At 65.5% G+C, this 18,403-nt stretch carries 11 protein-coding genes; 3 read left to right on the forward strand and 8 right to left on the reverse strand.

The genetic code is table 11. The features are described 5' to 3' along the window. Positions 1-218: 218 nt before the first annotated feature. From CSQ87_RS08910 to CSQ87_RS08935, 6 genes are all read right to left on the reverse strand, one after another. Positions 219-1,511, reverse strand: a complete 1,293-nt coding sequence (locus CSQ87_RS08910; protein ID WP_100513528.1) for an alpha/beta fold hydrolase — start codon at positions 1,509-1,511, stop codon at positions 219-221. Then, positions 1,508-3,142 carry an aminopeptidase P family protein gene (locus tag CSQ87_RS08915; protein ID WP_100513529.1) on the reverse strand — a complete coding sequence of 545 codons (1,635 nt, stop codon included), beginning with the start codon at positions 3,140-3,142 and terminating at the stop codon, positions 1,508-1,510. The genes CSQ87_RS08910 and CSQ87_RS08915 overlap by 4 nt, the downstream gene beginning before the upstream one ends. Before the next feature lie 72 nt (positions 3,143-3,214). Further along, positions 3,215-4,171, reverse strand: a complete 957-nt coding sequence (locus tag CSQ87_RS08920; RefSeq protein ID WP_100513530.1) for an ABC transporter permease — start codon at positions 4,169-4,171, stop codon at positions 3,215-3,217. 1 nt (position 4,172) lies between these two features. Then, positions 4,173-5,381: an ABC transporter permease gene (locus CSQ87_RS08925; RefSeq protein ID WP_100513531.1), complete on the reverse strand. Its 1,209-nt coding sequence runs from the start codon at positions 5,379-5,381 to the stop codon at positions 4,173-4,175. After that, on the reverse strand, positions 5,378-7,285 hold the full coding sequence (locus tag CSQ87_RS08930; protein ID WP_100513532.1) for a dipeptide ABC transporter ATP-binding protein: 1,908 nt from the start codon (positions 7,283-7,285) through the stop codon (positions 5,378-5,380). Before CSQ87_RS08930 ends, CSQ87_RS08925 begins: the two co-directional genes overlap by 4 nt. Positions 7,286-7,447: 162 nt before the next feature. After that, positions 7,448-9,208 (reverse strand): ABC transporter substrate-binding protein, encoded by a 1,761-nt coding sequence (locus CSQ87_RS08935; protein WP_100513533.1) that lies wholly within the window; start codon positions 9,206-9,208, stop codon positions 7,448-7,450. A gap of 325 nt (positions 9,209-9,533) precedes the next feature. Here CSQ87_RS08935 and CSQ87_RS08940 point away from each other — a divergent pair, with 325 nt between their 5' ends. Together CSQ87_RS08940 and CSQ87_RS08945 are read left to right on the forward strand one after the other, a co-directional pair. Beyond that, positions 9,534-11,840 carry an alpha-galactosidase gene (locus CSQ87_RS08940; RefSeq protein WP_100513534.1) on the forward strand — a complete coding sequence of 769 codons (2,307 nt, stop codon included), beginning with the start codon at positions 9,534-9,536 and terminating at the stop codon, positions 11,838-11,840. A gap of 146 nt (positions 11,841-11,986) precedes the next feature. Then, positions 11,987-14,200 (forward strand): beta-L-arabinofuranosidase domain-containing protein, encoded by a 2,214-nt coding sequence (locus CSQ87_RS08945; protein ID WP_100513535.1) that lies wholly within the window; start codon positions 11,987-11,989, stop codon positions 14,198-14,200. A gap of 33 nt (positions 14,201-14,233) precedes the next feature. Here the strand turns inward: CSQ87_RS08945 and orn are convergent, their stop codons facing one another. Together orn and CSQ87_RS08955 are read right to left on the reverse strand one after the other, a co-directional pair. Beyond that, the gene (orn, locus tag CSQ87_RS08950; protein WP_100513536.1) at positions 14,234-14,941 is read right to left on the reverse strand and encodes an oligoribonuclease; all 708 of its coding nucleotides are present in this window, start codon (positions 14,939-14,941) and stop codon (positions 14,234-14,236) included. A 182-nt stretch (positions 14,942-15,123) separates the two neighbouring features. Then, positions 15,124-16,164 (reverse strand): LacI family DNA-binding transcriptional regulator, encoded by a 1,041-nt coding sequence (locus tag CSQ87_RS08955; RefSeq protein WP_243388899.1) that lies wholly within the window; start codon positions 16,162-16,164, stop codon positions 15,124-15,126. Between the two features lie 467 nt (positions 16,165-16,631). Here CSQ87_RS08955 and CSQ87_RS08960 point away from each other — a divergent pair, with 467 nt between their 5' ends. After that, entirely contained in the window at positions 16,632-18,383 is a 1,752-nt protein-coding gene (locus CSQ87_RS08960; RefSeq protein WP_100513537.1) for a glycoside hydrolase family 13 protein, read from the forward strand. Positions 18,384-18,403 lie beyond the last annotated feature (20 nt).

Here is an 18,403-nt window from a genome sequence, read left to right on the forward strand (position 1 = left end):
ATTCGCCATCGAACTGGATGCCACATCGGCATGACGTCACCATTACCGGCATGACGTCACCATTACCGGCATGGCATCATCCAGCAGGAAGATTCCAGCAAGTCCCTCACGCGGGACGCCCGGCCCACGTGAGCAACCACCCGCAATCATTGCAATTACAGCATTGTTCGGGTCGACCTCACACGGGACGGGCGGCCCGCGTGAGGAATCATGACCGCTCAGAACGCGCCGCGTTCGGCGAGCAGGGTGTCGAGCCGCGTGAAGACGCCGGAGTGGCGGATCCCGTCGTGCTGGTATTCGTTGGTCACCCACGCCTCCGCGTTGCCGACGCGGCTCAGGGTGTCGAGCTGGATGCCGGAGTCGACGTACAGGTCGTCGAAGTACACCAGCGCCTGCAATGGCACCTCGTTGGCGGCGAGCGCCTCGACGTCGTAGATCTTCGGCCAGACCTCGCGCTGCATGAGCAGGTCCACGGCCGGTTTGAACGGCTTGAGTTCGCTGATCTCGTCGAACATCCAGGGGAACGCCATCTCGCCGAACAGCATGAGCGGGCGGCGATCCTCCCCGAATTCGGGATGGTTGGCCAGTTCGCGCTGAGCGGCCCAGTCGATCGGCCCGTCGTCCTCGTTGCCGTAGATGAATTCCTGCAGCGTCCAGTACAGCGGACTGTCGGCGTTGGAGGTGCGACCGAGCACCTGATACAGGAACGTCGAGGAGAGTTCCCCGGCCGCGTCGAACGCCTCGTCGAGCAGCCAGTGCAATCGCTCGAATCCCGGCTGCATGCCCAAATCGGAGCCGAGTCCCTGCAGCCGGGCCACGGAGAACGGGTCGCCGTTGGGCAGTCGCACGTCGCCTTCGGCCAGACGGTCGGCGATCCGGCTCATCGTCGCCACGTCCTGCGGGTAGCGTGCGTAGAACTGCCGGGTCTTGCGTGCGGCCCGCGGGTACGTGTGCCGGTAGACGTCGTCGGCCTTCGGCGGGACACCGGGGATGCCGCCCATCGTGCGGCAAGAGGCCAGGCCTTCCGGGAACAGCGACAGATAGGTGAGGGTCAGGAATCCGCCGTAGCTCTGACCGATGGTGTGCCAGCGACGACCATCAAAGCATGTCGTCCGCAGCAGCTCGAAGTCACGCACGATCGAGTCGGCGAGGAAATGACTGAGATACCCGGCGGCGGATTGCGCATCGGGAAACCGCGAGATCACCGCACCGTCCACCCGGGTCGATCGGCCGGTGCCGCGCTGGTCGGGGATGATCACCCGGTAGCGTTTCACGGCCTCCTCCAGCCAGGCGCTGCCGGTCATCGGCCGCTCCCCCTTGCCGCCGGGTCCGCCCTGCAGGTGCAGCAGCAGCGGCAGATCGTCGCCACGCTTCTCCGGCGCGGTCACCTCCCGATAGAACAGCGTGATCCGTCCGGCCGCATCGTCGTCGTAGTCCAGCGGCACGTCGATCGTGTGGTCGCGTACCGCGAACCCGGGTACGAAATACCAGTCTCCGGTCCAGTCGCTCATCGCCGATCCCCCTTCGTCTCCGCGGTATCCCGCATCTCCTTCATCCACTGCTCCACGCCGTCGGCGGTGCGCGGAATATACGAGGAGAGCCATTCGGGGCCGTCCTCGGTCATCAGCACATCGTCCTCGATCCTCACGCCGATGCCGCGATACTCCGGCGGCACCAGCAGATCATCGGACTGGAAGTACAGTCCCGGCTCGATGGTGAACACCATGCCGGGCTTCAGTTCCGCGTCGAAGTATTCGCTGTCCCTGGCCTGCGCGCAGTCGTGGCAGTCGAGGCCGAGATGATGCCCCACGCCGCAGGCGAGCCAACGGCGGTGCTGCTGGCCTTCCGGACTTAGCGCCTCCTCCACGCTCACCGGCAGCAGCCCGAGCTCGTGCAGCTTCTCGGCGGTCACCCGCATCACGGTGTCGTGGATCACCGAGAACGGCACGCCCGGCCGGCAGGCGTCGAAGGCGGCCTGCTGGGCGTCGAACACCGCGTCGTACACGCGACGCTGCAGCGGCGTGAACCGGCCGTTCAGTGGGAACGTACGGGTGATATCGGCCGTGTACAGGTCGTTCACCTCCACGCCGGCGTCCATGAGCAGCAGGTCGCCGGCGTGCGGGGTGCCGTTGTTGCGCATCCAATGCAGTCGGGGCGCGTGGTCACCGGAGGCCACGATCGTGTCGTAGCCCACGGTGTTGCCTTCGAACCGGGCGTTGGCGTCGAACCATCCCTCGATCAGGCGCTCGCCACGCGGGGTGTCCACCGCCTCGTCCAGATGGCGCAGCACCGAGCAGAACCCGTGGTAGGTGGCCTTCACCGCCTGCCGTAGCTGGTCGATCTCATAGTCGTCCTTGATCACGCGCACCTCGGCGCATGCCTGATGCAGTTCGGCGTCGTCGGCCGCGTTGGCGTCCGGATCGTCGAATCCGCCGGCCGCACGGGCCGCGTCCACCGCCGTGTTGGCCTGCGGATCGGCCTCACGGATCACGCGCACCCGCACGCCGCCCTCCGCGCCGACGTCCTTGGCCACGGCGTCGGCGAACTGGCTCAGATCATGGGTTTCGATGCCGGTCATCGCCTCGAACTCGGCCAGGCCGGGCCGCGGGCCGATCCAGTATTCGCCGTATTCGGCCGACATGTAGAAGTCGCGCGTGGTGTGGTCGGCCGGCTGGTGGAGGTACAGCGCGGGCGTGTGGGTCAGTCCCCGTTTCGCCTCCGGGGAATCGGGGGCCACCGGGTCGAGCACCAGCACGGCATCGGGATCGTAGTCCTCCCCCAGTCCGGTGAAATAGGCGAACGAGGTGTTGGGACGGAACGCGTAGTTGAGGTCGTTCGCCCGCTGCTTGTGCGCGCCGGCCGGGAACACCAACCGCTCCCCCGGGAACCGTCGGCCGATCGCCTGCCACCGTGCCGGCGTGAACCGGCTGGATGCCAGCGGTTCGACCGTACGGTCCGGTTCGGCCCAGCCGTCGGTCATGAACCGGCGGAAGTTCTCGCCGAGCGGACGGCGGGAGCTGGAATCCGACTTCTTCCCGGCCGTTTTCTTACCGGCCTCGGTCGGCTTCTTCACGGCCTCGGCTGGCTTCTCCTGTTCGTTTTCCGTGGCTTCGTTTTCCGCGACTTCGTTTTCCGATGCCATATCGTCTTCTCCTTAGTACCGAATTATCGACGATCACCGATCACCGACTGCCGATCACCACACGATTGCGGCTCACCGGCGCAGGGTCGGCTCCAGCGCCACATGCAGAATATCGACCAGCAGGTTCATCATCACGATGAAGAATCCGCCGAGCAGCACCACGCCGATGATCACCGGACGGTCCTGCGTGTTGACCGACTTGACGGCCAGCGCGCCCACGCCCTGCAGGCCGAACACCTGCTCGATGATGATCGATCCGGACAGCAGCGAACCGATGTCGGCGCCCAGCTGCGTGGTGAGCACGGTCAGCGTGGAGCGCAGTCCGTGCTTGTAGATCACCCGGTTTTCGGAGATGCCCTTGGCACGGGCGGTGCGGATGTAGTCCTCGCCGAGCACGTCGATCATCTCGGCGCGGGTAAGGCGCTGGTAGAGCGCGGCCATGAGCAGCGCCAGCGTAAGCCACGGCAGGGCCATATGCCACGCCCAGCCGATGAACCCGTCGCCCAGCTTCGTGTAGCCTCCGGGCGGGAACAGCGTGAAGCCGTTGCGCTTGGGCAGGTAGTAGAGCATGTACAGCAGGAACATGCCGAGCACGAACGAGGGGAAGCTGATGAACAGCTGGCTGAGGATCTGGGCCAGACGGTCCTTCCACGTTCCCGGATGGGTGGCGGAGACCACGCCCAGCGGCACGCCGATGAGCAGCCAGATGACCACGGCGCCGCCGACCAGCGAGAACGTGACCGGCAGACGGGAGACGATCAGGTCGGTGACCGGCGTCTGGTTGCGGTAGGAGATGCCGAAGTCGCCCTGGAACGCGTTGGTGATGAACGTGATGTACTGCTGCCACAGCGGCTTGTCGAGGCCAAGATTGCGCGTGACCTGATCGAGCACCTCCTGGCTGGCCTTCTCGCCGGCGATGAGGCGGGCGGGATTGCCGGGGGCGATGTAGAACAGGCCGAACACGAAAATGCTCAGCAGGAACAGAATGATGGCGGCGAAGAGCAGACGCCGCAAGACCTGCTTGATCATGTCAGTGACCTTCCTTTCCCATGGGGACGGACCGTACCGCGGCAACGGAGTGTGCGGCCGAAACGGAATGTGCGGCGGCGACCGGCCGGGCACCGGCGACGGATCCGCTGGCCAGCGCGGACTGCGCCGCAACCGCGAGATCGTCCTTCGCCGCGCTCACCTGCGCCACCACCGGGGCGGCGCCGGCCACCGCGGCCAGTCCCTTGCGCTTGCGGCGTTTCGCCAGCATGCGCCGGCCGGCCTTCGGGTCGAGCGCGTCGCGCAGACCGTCGCCGAGGATGTTGAACGAGAGGGTGGTCATCAGCAGGAACAGTCCGGGGAAGAACACCAGCCACGGCGCCACCATGTAGATCGAGTTGCCGGCCGCCTCGGACAGCATGCCGCCCCAGCTCGGCGTGGGCGGGACGATGCCCATGCCGAGGAACGAAAGCGACGCCTCGAACACGATGCAGCTGGGAATGCCCTGCGTGGTGTAGACGATGATCGTCTCGGTGAGGTTCGGCAGAATGTCCTTGACGATGATCGACGCGTCGGAGGCACCGAGGGACCGGGCCGCCTCCACGAACTCCTTCTTCTTGAGCACCTGCACCTGCGCGCGGATCACGCGCCCGGTGACGGCCCACGAGAAGAAGATCACCACGAACAGGCACATGCGGATGCTCGCACCGAACACGGAGACCAGGGCCAGCGCGCACAGCAGGAACGGGATCGTCATCACGAAGTCGGTGATGCGGGAGAGCACGTTGTCGACCCAGCCGCCGAAGTAGCCGGCCAGCACGCCGATGACGACGGCGATCAGCGAGCCGCACATCGAGGCGACCACGCCGACCAGCAGGGAGACGCGGGCACCGTAGGCGATGCGCACAAGCTCGTCGCGGCCCAGCTGATCGGCACCGAACCAGAACTCATGGCCCGGTCCGGTGGGCAGGCCCGTGGCGGTCAGACCGGTTTCACGGTACTGCTGCGCCGGATCATGCCCGGTGACCATGGCCAGCACGGGGGCGAAGACGGCCAGCAGCACCAGAAAGACGATGAACCCCATGGCGATCATCGAGGCCTTGTCGTGCCTGAGGCGCCGCCAGGTGGCCTGACCGGTGCTCAGCTGCTCGATCTTCCGGCCGCTCGTCGGCTTGTTGCTCGCGGCACCGACCGTGCCGAGACTGGTCTTGGCATCGGCCGACGTCGTGTTTCTTACGGTCGCCTCACTCATGCGGCCACCTCCTTCACCATCACGCGGGACGCCGTCGCCGGACTCTGCGGCGGAATCGCCCGCACCGACGCGGCCAGCAGCCGCTTCGTGAACGCGGCCTGCGGGTCGTCGTAGATGCGGTCGGTGTCGCCGCGTTCGACGATCCGCCCGTTCTCGATCACCACCACCCGGCTGCACACATGCCTCACCACGGCCAGATCATGCGAAATGAACAGATACGTGTAGCCGAAGGCGTCCTGCAGGTCCTGAATGAGGTTGAGGATCTGTGCCTGAATCGACACGTCGAGGGCGGAGACCGGCTCGTCGAAGATGATCAGCTCCGGGTCGAGTGCGAGCGCCCGGGCGATGCCGATGCGCTGACGCTGGCCGCCGGAGAATTCGCCGGGATACCGGTTGTAGTGCTCGGGGTTGAGGCCGACGAGCTCCATGAGCTCCTGCACCCGCTTCTTCAGGCGCTCGCCGGACCAGTGGTGCTGGATGCGCAGCGGCTCGCCGATGATCGAGCCGACGCGACGGCGGGGGTTGAGCGACCCATACGGGTCCTGGAACACCAGCTGCACATGCCGGCGCTGCTCGCGCCACTCCGCCTTGGTGACGGTGGCGTTGTCCTTGCCCAGCAGCGTGACCTTGCCGCTGGTGGCCGGCAGAAGTCCGGCGATCACGCGGGCGAGCGTGGTCTTGCCGCAGCCGGATTCGCCGACCAGTCCGATCGAGTCGCCGCGGTTGACGGTCAGGTCGATGCCCTTGAGCACTTCGACCGCGTTGCGGGTGCCGGCGCCGTAGGTCAGGTGCAGATCGTTGACGACGGCGATCGGCGCGTTCCTGTCGACCGGCCATTCCTCGGTCGCGCCGGACCGGGATGCCTGTGCGGCGGCTTCCTCAGCACGGTCCCGGGCGCGCTGCAGCACGAATTCATCGATCTCCGGCTTGGCCTCGGCCGGCGTCGGATCGGTTTTCATCCAGCAGCTCACCGTCACGCCGTCGCTGAGGGTCACGCGCGGCGGAGCCTCGCGGAAGCACCGGTCGGTGGCGTCCGGACATCGGGGCGCGAACACGCATCCGGTCGGCACGTCGAGCAGGCTGGGCATACGGCCCTCGATCGGGGTGAGGCGCTTGCGGTCGCCCTCGGCGTCCGGCGAGGAATGCAGCAGGCCGAGCGTGTACGGATGGGCAGGCCGGGAGAACAGTGCCTCGACCGGACCGGTTTCCAGCTGGTGGCCGGCGTACATCACCATCGCCCGGTCGGCGAACGAGCCGAGCAGGGTCAGATCGTGGGAGATCATGATCACGGTGGTGCCAAGCCGGTCGGACATGTCACGCAGCACGTCGAGCACCTGCTTCTGGATCGTCACGTCCAGCGCCGTGGTCGGCTCGTCGGCGATGATCATCTCCGGACGCAGCACCAGCGCCATGGCGATCATCACGCGCTGCCGCATGCCGCCGGAAAACTGGTGGGGATAGTCGCCGAACCGCTGGTCGGCGTTCTTGATGCCGACCATCTCGAGCATTTCGATCGCCCGCCTGCGGGCCTCCTCGCGCGAGGTATGCGGCTCGTGGGTGCGGATCACCTCCACGATCTGCGAGCCGATCGTGAAGTACGGGTGGAGGCTGGAAAGCGGATCCTGGAAGATCATGCCGATCTTGTTGCCGCGCATCGAACGCAGCTGCTTCGGCGTGGCGGTGAGCAGATCCATGCCGTCGAACACCGCCGTGCCGCTCACCTCGGCGCCGGGCATGAGCCCGGTGATCGCCTGGGTGAGCACGCTTTTGCCGGAACCGGATTCGCCGACGATGCCGAACACCTCGCCCTTATCGACTTCGAATGATACGTGCTGCACCGCGTGGACCACACCGTCCTCCGTGGGCAGGTTCACGCATACGTCGTGTACCTGAAGAATGGACATCCATGACTCCTTCGTTTTCCGACGGGAGCGCTCACATCGAGGCCGCGCCGGCACCATGGGAATGAACAGGAAAAGAATGGGGAAAACAAGAATCAATCAGGGGATGAAAACCGGCCCCCGCCGATCACACGATCATCCGATCGCGGGCGGGGGCCGAAACCGCTACCGTTCGACCGAGACGTTGGTCCAGTCGTAGCCGGCGGCGAGCGCGAAGATGGAGGCGTTCTTGATCGCGCTGCTGTGGATCAGCGTCGCCTTCACCGAGTACAGCGGCAGGACCGGCGGATCGTTCATCACAGCGTCGTTGACCTCGCCCCACAGCTTCTCCGCGTCGGAGGTGCTGGAGCTGGCGAGCGCCTGCTTGGCGAGCGAGCTGGCCTTGTCGTTGTTGTAGTTGTCGTAGTTGTACACCTGCGCGGTGCCGGTGTAGGTGAACTGGGGCTGGAAGACGGAGCGGGCCGCGCCGCCGACCCAGTCGGGGTTCCAGCCGCACAGGGCGATGTCCCACTTGCCGTTCTTGGTGTTGTCGGGCGTGGTCATGAAGCTGGCGTAGAAGTCGGAGGCGGGCACGGGCACGAGTTCCACGTCGACGCCGGCCTTCTTCATGTCCTGCTGGATGATCTGCGCGATCGAGGGCTCGGTGGCGTTGTCGGAACGGTAGGCGAGCTTGAGCTTCAGGTTGCTCACGCCGGCCTTGGCGAGCAGTTCCTTGGTCTTGGCCGGGTCGCCCTTGTTGCCGTCGGTCTTGTACGGGTCGTTCTTCTCGTCGAAGCCGACGACGCCGCGGCCGAAGATGCCGATGGCCGGTTCGGCGAGTTCGCTGCCGCCGAGCTTCTGCACGAACGCGGCCTTGTCCACCGCGTACTGGAGGGCCTTGCGCACGTCGGTCTTCTTCAGTGCGCCGCCGTTGTTGTTCGACAGTGTGTTGAACCACAGGAAGTTCGAGCCGCCCTGGGAGAACGTGCTCATGTTGTCGCCGTTGGTGGCCTGGAGGGTGCCCCACTGCGCGGCGGGCACGTTCATGGCCCACAGGCCGTCGGCGTCGCCGTTGGAGACCTGCTGGATGGCGTTGTCTGCGCTGACGCCGAACGTGAATTCGATGCGGTCGGCGTTCGCGGCGCGCAGCGGATCGGAGGCCTTCTTCCAGTTGGGGTTGCGCTTGAGGTACAGGTGGCTGTCGGCCTTGTACTCGTCAACGGTGTACGGGCCGGAGGAGATGTAGTGCGAACGGTAGTCGGGGCTGTCGGGCTCGTAGTCGAGCGATTCCTTGGCCACCGGGGAGACGTTGTCGAGCGAGACCATGTAAATGAAGTCGGAGGCCTTCTCCTTGAGCTTGAACACGATGGTCTGGTCGTCGGGGGTGGTGATGCCGGAGACGTTGTCGTTGAGGATGTGCTGCTTGACATTCGCGGCGGTGGGGTTCTTGGTGTCGTAGGCGGCGCAGTACTGTTCCATGCCGTCGATCACGTTGAAGTAGGAGGCCGCGGCGGAGGGCAGCAGCGGATTGCAGACCTTCTTGAAGCCGTTGGCCACGTCCTCGGAGGTGATGGCCCGGGCGGGGTCGGTGCTCCACATGGCGTCCTTGCGCAGCTTGAACGTGTAGGTCAGGCCGTCGGAGGAGACCTCGGGCATGGATTCGGCCAGATCGGGCTGGGCCTCGACCTGCTCCTTGGCGTCGTTGCTGGCCTTGTAGCTGATGAGCTGGCGGCTGATGGCACGCTGGAACGTGTAGGTGCTCACCAGCGAGCTGCCGGTCGGGTCAAGATGGTCGATGTCGTCGGTGCCCACCAGCTTGATGGTGCCGCCGGTCTTGGCCTCGCCGGACGAGGAGTCGGAGGACGAACCGCCTCCGCAACCGCTGAGTACCATCGCTGCGACGGCCATGATGGCCGCCGCGCCCGCTGCCTTGCTTCTTCTGTTCATTTATGGTTCCTCTTTCTTACGGCCGTTGTGGTCCGGCCTGAGATGTGGGATTGGAAAAGGGGAGAATCAGGGCGGAGACGCCGGCGTTCCGTGTGGGGTGGGACGACGGCGAACCGTGGAACCGGTTCTTCGTGGTGAAGTGATGTCTTTTATGTAAGGCGACGAATTCGCACAACACTTTGCACCGATGTAACGCCGAAGTGAACTGGGGTTCGGAATCCGTTCCCACCGTTACGCCCAGATCACCATGCCGAAACATGGCCCTCCGTAGGCTTGGCCACAACTGCGCATCGCTTCGACATCGCTTCGACAAGGGGGCGGAAGCATGATCATCATCGATAATCTCGGCCGACGGCAGTTCCACCTGAGCAATGGGCGGATCAGCCATATCATGCGCGTACTGGAGAACGGCGACCTCAACACCCTGTACTTCGGCTCGGCCCTGCGCTGTTCCGGCGACATGGCCGATCTGCAGGACATCGCCTGCCGCGACGTCATGCAGGCGGCCGAACGGTACGGCGGACTGTCCAAGGAGCTGGTCCGGCGCGAATACCCGCAGGCCGGCTCGTCCGATCTCAGGCCCTGCGCCCTGAGCGTGCGGGACGCCACCGGCTCGCACGCGGTGAACCTGACGTACCGCGGTCATCGGGTGATCCAGGGCAAACCCGAACTGGAGGGACTGCCCTCCTCGTACGTCACGCACCCCGAGGACGGCAAGACCCTGCTGATCGACATGGCTGACCCGCGGTTCGGACTGTCGGTCACCCTCTCGTACACGCTGTTCGACGATCTGCCGGCGATCGTCCGCAGTGCGCGGATCGTCAACGTCGGCCATCGCCCGCTGACCGTGGAGGCCGCGTACAGCGCGAACCTCGATCTGCCCGACGCCGACTGGGATCTCATCACCCTCACCGGAGCGTGGGGCCGCGAATGCTCGATCCAGCGTATGCCGCTGCGCATCGGATCGCAGGGCGTCTCCTCGCTCAGGGGCCACAGCAGCCAGCACGCCAGCCCGTATCTCGCGCTCGCCAGACGGTCCGCCGACGAGATGCAGGGCGAGGCGATCGGAGTGGCCCTACTCTACAGCGGCAATTTCGACGCCGACGTGCATGTGGATTCCTACGGTACGGCGAGACTGCGCATCGGCATCAATCCGGCATTGTTCTCATGGCGACTGGAGCCCGGCGAGGACTTCGTCACCCCCGAGGCGGTGATCGCCCATACCGAGCATGGACTCAACGGGCTGAGCCAGACCTTCCACGTCTTCGCCCGCGATCATGTGATGCGCGGCCCGTGGAAGGATCGTCGCCGGCCGATCGTGCTGAACACCTGGGAGGCGGTGCACATGGCCATGGATCTCGGCTCGCTGACCGACATGGCCCGTTCCGCCGCCGATCTGGGCGTCGAGATGCTGGTGGTGGATGACGGATGGTTCGGGCATCGCGACCGGGCGGACTCCTCGCTGGGCGACTGGACGCCGGATCCGCGGAAGTTCCCGGACGGACTGCGGCCGCTGGCCGACGCCGTGCATGGTCTGGGACTGAAGCTGGGCCTGTGGTTCGAACCGGAGATGATCAGTGAGGACAGTGAGCTGTACCGCGCCCACCACGACTGGGTGCTGGCCGATCCGCGGATCCCGCTGCGTGATCTGAGCGTGCAGCGACGGCAGTTCGTGCTCGACATGACCCGGCCCGAGGTGGTCGATTACCTGTATTCGGCCATGACCGCGGTGATCGGCGGGGCGGGTATCGACTATGTGAAATGGGATATGAACCGTTCGCTCGCCGAGGTCTATTCCACCGCGTGGCCGCCCGAACGGCAGGGTGAGGTCTACCACCGGTACGTGCTGGGCTATTACGATCTGTTGCGGCGTCTGACCACGCGATTCCCCGATCTGCTTATCGAATCGTGCGCCAGCGGTGGCGCCCGCGTGGACTTCGGCACGCTGGCCTATGCACCGCAGGCGTGGATCTCCGACGACACCGACGCCGTGGAGCGGGTGAGGATCCAATACGGCACGTCGATGGTCCAGCCTCCCGACGCCATGTCGAATCACGTCTCCGCCGTGCCGAACGAACAGACCGGCCGGACGACGTCGTTCGGCACCCGGGCCGCCGTGGCGATGTTCGGCACGTTCGGCTACGAACTCGACCCGCGGAGCCTGACCGACACCGAGCGCGAGGCGGTCCGTCGGCAGATCGGATTCGTACGATCCCTCGACGATCTCATGGTCCGCGGTACGTTCTGGCGACTGATCAGCCCGTTCGATGCCCGGTCCGGGTTTGGCGACGCTGGGTTTGGCGGCGGGTCCGGCACCGACCTCGCCGATGCCGCGTGGATGGTCGTCTCCCCCGACCGCCGGACCGCGCTCGTCGGCTGGTATCGGGCGCTGACCGGTGTGAATCTGCCGGTCCGGCATCTACGGCTCGCCGGACTGGACGATGCGTTGCGCTACGCGGTCACCGAAATCGATCTCGACGGGCCGGTCATGCGTACCGCACACCGGCCGCGGTACGGTGACGAACTGCGGCTGGCCGGACTGACGCTCACCGACCGCGCCACCGTCACCTGGGGTTCCCCGCCCCTCGGGGACGGCACGTCGCGGCTGTTCCTGCTCAAGGCCGCGTCATAAGCAATATCGGCGACCCGAATCGGAGTCCCGGCGCCGGTCACCGTGCCGACCGGTACCACCGTGCCGATCCTGGTCACCGTTCCGAATCCGCCTGCCCTGAATCCATCTGCCCTAAGTCCATGCCCTAAGTCCGAAAGAAGCCATCCATGTCACCCGCATCCGCGTCTTCCGCATCCGCATCGTCCGCATTGCGCGAGATTCCGATCTCCTCCGTCCGTCTCGATCCGTCCGGTCTGCTCGGCCGGGCGCAACGGGCCAGACTCGACTATCTCCGCACGCTCGACGTCGACCGGCTGCTGGTCATGTTCCGCCGATCGGCCGGTCTGCCCGACCGCGGCGCCGAACCGATGACCGGATGGGATTCACCCGACTGTCTCCTGCGCGGCCACACCACCGGGCATGCACTCTCCGCGCTGGCCCTGTGCCATGCCGCAACCGGCGACGACGCGGTGCTCGGCACCCTCGACGCCCTGATCGACGGGCTGGTCGAGGTGCGCGACGCCTTCGCCAAACGGCCCGGCATCCATCCCGGATTTCTTTCGGCCTACGACGAATCGCAGTTCGATGACTTGGAGCGGTTCGTACCGTATCCGACGATCTGGGCGCCGTACTACACCCTGCACAAGCTGATCGCCGGACTGCTCGACGCCTACGACCTGACCGGATCGGAGCCGGCCCTCGATCTGGCCCGCGGACTCGGCCTGTGGACGGCGAGACGGCTGGGGCGGCTGCCCGCATCGCAGCTGCAGCGTATGTGGGGCATGTACATCGCCGGGGAATTCGGCGGACTCAACGAGTCGTTGGCCCTGCTGGCCGACCGACTCAAATCGCGCAGGGACGACACGGATGACGACACGGATGACGACGCAGATGAGAAGGCCGCGGCCGGGATGGACGCGACGGACGAGACTGACGCGACGGACGCGAACAGGCTGACCGACGCCGCCCGGCTGTTCGACAACGACCGGCTGATGGCACCGCTGCTGCACGGGGTCGATGCCCTGGACGGGATGCACGCCAATCAGCATATTCCGCAGGTGATCGGGTGGGTGCGGCTCTACGAACGAACGGGAGAGAACCGGTATCTTACGGCAGCGAAACGGTTCTGGCGGGAGATGACCGCGGATCACATGTACGCCTTCGGTGGGTTCGGCCGAGGGGAGATGCTGCACGCACCGGGCGTGATCGCCGGGGAGCTGGGCGAGGAGACCGCAGAATCCTGCGCCACCTACAACATGGTGAAGCTGGCGCATCGGCTGCGGCTGCATGAGGGCGCGCGGGATGATGCACGGGATGATGCTCGGGGTCGCGTCGGCATGGGCCTTGCAGACTATGTGGAGCTGGCCACGCGCAATCATCTGCTCGCCTCGGTCTCTCCCCGGCCGGACGGCGGCAGCACGTATTTTCTGCCGACCACGCCGGGTGGGGTCAAGTCCTTCGATCTCGACGGCAACACCTGCTGCCACGGCACCGGCATGGAGACGCCGTTCCGATTCGCGGAGGGCATGGCGCTGGTCGACATGAACCGTTCGGCTCTGCATCTCACGCAGTATCTGCCGGGCAGCATTGCCGATCCGAGCACCGGCATACGACTGAGAATCAAGGTGCGGGACGACAATCCGGGTCATGTGGCCATCGACCTCGACCGGATGCCCTACGACGTGCTGTGTCTGCGGGTGCCATGGTGGGCGACTGGACGGGCTGCGGATCGGCCGATCGTCATGATGAACGACGTCACGCTGCGCGTCGGTTATGGAGAGGCCGGTTCTGACGGTGCCGGTTATGACAATGCCGATCATGGCGGTGTCGATCAGAATGGTGCCGATTATGACGGCGTCGATCGCGAGCTGATTCTCGATCATCACGCGCTGGCCCAGGCCGGACTGACGTCGTGGGCCGGCGCCCATATCGATCTGATGTTCCGCCCCCGGCTCGCGGTGACCGCAACGCCGGACGATCCTTCGGTGGTTTCGGTGTCGTGGGGACCATATGTGCTGGCGGCGCTGCACGGCCCGGGGCCGTACGGCGGCGATCGGGACGGGAGTTCCGGGAGGAACGATGCCGATCAGGACAATACGGATCAGGACGGTATTGCTCAGGGTGGTGACAGTCAGGGTGGTGACGGTCAGGAGGCTGACGCCGAACCGGCCAGTACGAATACGAATGCGCATATGCGCGTGCCGCCGGTGGATGTGGCCGATTTGATGCCGATCGACATCGACCCCGACGATCCCGCGGCCTCGCTATCTCGGTTGGGCCATGATCTGGAATGGGTACACCGTCCCAGCGGCATACGGTTCCGGCCGATAGGGCTGATCGACGTCGGCCAGCCCTATCATCTCTATCTGCGACTCGGCTGATCCACCGGACCGGACTGGCGGATCAGGACCGGTTTAGTAGTCGGCCTTCTCGGCCTTGTTCGGGTCCTCGACGGGGTTGCCGTTTTCCTCGTACGTGCGCAGCAGGCTCGTCGCCTCGATGTCGGCGGCGATGGCCTTCGCGCCCGCGGCATCCGGGCCGGGGGCGGGCACGAAGAACGCCTTGCGGTAGTAGCGCAGTTCGTCGAGCGATTCGATGATGTCGGCGAGCGCGCGGTGGCCGCCGTGCTTGGCCGGCTTGTTGAGGTAGACGTCCGGGTACCAGCGGCGGGCGAGCTCCTTGAGCGTGCTCACGTCGATCACGCGGTAGTGCAGCAGGCTCATGAGGTCGGGCATGTAGCGGTCAAGGAACTTCTTGTCGCTGCCCACCGAGTTGCCGGCCAGATGCGCCTTGCCACGCTTCGGCAGCCACTGCCTCACGTATTCGATCACCTGCCGCTGCGCCTCGTCGAGCTCCAGACCGTTGGCGTTCCATTCGTCGATCAGACCGGACGAGGTGTGCATGTTGCGCACGAAGTCGTTCATGTGGGCCACAGCGGCGTCGGACGGCTTGATGACCAGATCGATGCCTTCGTCAAGCACGTTGAGGTCGAAGTCGGTCGGGACCACGGAGACCTCGCACAGCTCGTCGTGGAAGATGTCGAGACCCGTCATCTCGCAGTCGATCCAGATGAGTCGGGACTCCTTGGGGTCGAAGGTCTCCTTGTCGTTGTGCGATGCCATTGCCGCCGCCTTTCCGTTGCATGCCGTTCGCGATGCGTCGCGATCCTCCGGCACGCTCGTCATTATGGAACATGTCAGCATACCTCGAAGCCCGAACAGGCCGGTGGATGCCGCCGACGATCGGGGCGGGACTGGCCGGGCGGGGAGATCCGGGGCGGGCGGAACGGGCGCGGCCGGGCGGACTAGTCCTGCGGGGGCACGTTGGTGGTGCCGCGCAGGACCAGCGAGGTGGGGATCACTGTGTACGGCTCGTCCAGCGGTTCGCCGCGCATCAGGGTCAGCGCCTTGCGCCCGATGAGCCGTCCGGTCTCCAGCGGGTTCTGGTGCACGGTGGTCAGGTCCATCAGTGCGGCCCGGTAGTCGTCGTCGAAACCGATCACCGACATCTCCGCCGGCACGTCCACGCCCAGCCGACGCAGCTCCTTGACCAGCGCGGAGGCCACCTTGTCGTTCTCCACGCATACGCCGGTCGGCGCGGACGGCGCGCTCATGAGCTGCGCGGCGATCCCGGAGAACTCGTCCTGCTCGCTGCGCATGCCGGTGTGTCCCACCGCGGGCACGATCAGGATGTCCTCGTCGCCGTAGCCGAGCGCCTTCGCCGCCTCCTCGAAGCCCTGCGTGCGCAGGTCGGAGGTGCTCAGGAACGGCGAGACCTCCGGCTGCTCCACGTAGGCGAGACTGCGATGACCAAGCGAATGCAGCAGACGGACCGGCGCCTGCATGGAGGCGATGTCATCCACGCGGGCGGTGGCGGCGAAGCCTTCGTCGCCCGGGGTGTTGAGGCCGAGCACCGGCACGGTGAGCCCTTCGAGCACCTTCGTCTGCGCCTCGGTGAGCGCGAACGACACCACCACCACGGCGTCCACGTTCTGGTTGCCAGGCAGGTTCTGGAAGAAGGCGTCGAGATCCCGCTGCTCCCACATCACGTAGGGGATCACGTCGTAGCCCTCCTGCGACAGCACTTCGTAGACGCCTTCGAAGGCGTGCGAGGTGAACCATCCGCTGATCTGGTTGGGCAGCAGCACCGCCACCCTCATCGTCTTGCCGCTGGCGAGCGAGGAAGCGCTTTTGGAGAAGCTGAAGTGCAGACGCCCGGCGGCGTCCTCCACTCGTTTGCGGGTATCCGGATTCACCTTGTCGAGCCCGCGCAGCGCACGGGAGACCGTGGATACGGAGACTCCGGCCGCCTTGGCCACATCGCCGATCGTGGTACGCGCCATCATGAACCTCCTATGCCTCTATCGCCGTGGACAAAAACCCGCATCAAAACCGTTACACCATACGGATATATGCCTTACTGTATGCATCGCGACGGAAAATCGGATATGTTGATCCCATTTGCTGCCGATTGTTGCGGGCAGCGCTGCCAAAACTCCGCAATGCAAACGGTATGATCATTATACATACAAACGTTTGCACCGCCGAAACACCAATAATTGCAAGGGTTTTACCGTTCTTACATCACGACACGCCGATAACGTTTTGATAACAGCAATGCAAGCGCTATTATCGTTAACAACGTTAAACAAGAACGCAACGACGCAGGACTGACACGCTAGGTTCACAGAGTCTCACAAAGACGCACGAGAACTGACCTCACAACACCCGCACAACCGAGTGTTCGCAATGCTCTCAGTCATGCAAGCGTTTTTATTAACAACGGCAACATCAGGATGGGAAGGAACGGAACATGGAAGCAGCAAACGATCCGGCTCTGTGGTGGAAGCAGGCAGTCGTCTATCAGGTCTACCCCCGCTCGTTCAAGGACTCGAAGGGATCCGGCCTCGGCCAGATCGCCGGAGTGACCGAGAAGATCGACTATCTGGCCAAGCTTGGCGTCGACGCCATCTGGCTCAGCCCCTTCTACCCCTCTCAGCTCGCCGACGGCGGCTACGACGTCGATGACTACCGCAACGTCGACCCCAAGCTCGGCACCATGGACGACTTCGACGAACTCGCCAAGGCCGCCCACGCCAAGAACATCAAGGTGGTCGTGGACATCGTCCCGAACCACTCCTCCAATCTTCACCCCTGGTTCCAGGAGGCCCTGAAGGCCGCCCCCGGCTCCCCGGAGCGCGAGCGCTACATCTTCCGCGACGGCAAGGGACCCAACGGTGACATCCCGCCGAGCAACTGGGAGAACCACTTCGGCGGCCCGGCATGGACCCGCGTGCCCGACGGCCAGTGGTACCTGCACATGTTCACCAAGGAACAGCCCGACTGGAACTGGAACAACCCCGAGGTCCGCGAGGACTTCCTCAAGACCCTGCGCTTCTGGCTCGACCACGGCGCCGACGGCTTCCGCGTGGACGTTGCCCACGGCCTGGCCAAGGATCTCGACCGCGACGACCTCGACAACTACGTCGTGTGGTGCACCTCCGACCAGCCCGATGACGGCTCCCACCCGGTGATCGACCGCGACGAGGTCCACGAGATCTACCACGAGTGGCGCAAGGTGTTCAACGAGTACGATCCGCCGGCATTCGCCGTCGCCGAAGCCTGGGTGCAGCCCAACCGCCAGTACCTGTACGCCAGCCCCGACGATCTGGGCCAGATCTTCAACTTCGAGTTCGCCAAGAAGGACTGGATCCGCGACGCCATGCACCAGGCCATCGAGGAGGGCATCGAAAGCGCCGATCGCTCCGGCTCCTCCGCCACCTGGGTGATGAGCAACCACGACGTGGTCCGCCACGCCACCCGCTACGGCCTGCCGCAGGTGCCGACCAGCGAATACCACCAGCTCGCCAAGGACTGGGTGCTGCGCGACGGCACCACCTACCCGCTGGACAAGGAGCTCGGCACCAAGCGCGCCCGCGCCGCCATCCTCATGGAAATGGCCCTGCCCGGATCCGCCTACGTGTACCAGGGCGAGGAGCTCGGCCTGTTCGAAGTGGCCGACATCCCGTGGGACCGCGTCGAGGACCCGTCCGGCCACCGCACCTCGCAGGCCGCCAGCACCAAGGGCCGCGACGGCTGCCGCGTGCCGCTGCCCTGGACCGCCGCCGACGCCCCGAAGCTGGCGCACCCCGGCGACGAATTCGGCACCGGAGGCTCCTTCGGCTTCTCCCCCGCCGACGCCACCGAGGAACCGCACCTGCCGCAGCCGGCATGGTACAAGGACTTCGCCGCCGACGTGGAGGACGCCGACCCGGACTCCATGCTCAACCTCTACCGCAAGGTGCTCGAGCTGCGCCACAAGCTGCAGACCACCGACCTGAGCATCGAATGGCTGCCCGAGGACCGCTCCAGCGGCAAGCCCGACGGCGCCAACGGCTTCACCGGAGGCACCATCGCCTACAAGCGAGCCAACGGCTGGGCCTCGATCACCAACTTCGGCGCCGATCCGGTCGACCTGCCCGCCGGCGAGCTGCTGCTCACCTCCGGCCCGCTGACCGAGGACGGCAAGCTCCCCCAGGACACCTCCGCCTGGATTCAGCTCTAACGCTCCCCCATTCGTTCCTT

This window comes from Bifidobacterium simiarum (assembly GCF_002802905.1).
In the GTDB taxonomy this organism is placed as follows: Bacteria; Actinomycetota; Actinomycetes; order Actinomycetales; family Bifidobacteriaceae; genus Galliscardovia; species Galliscardovia simiarum.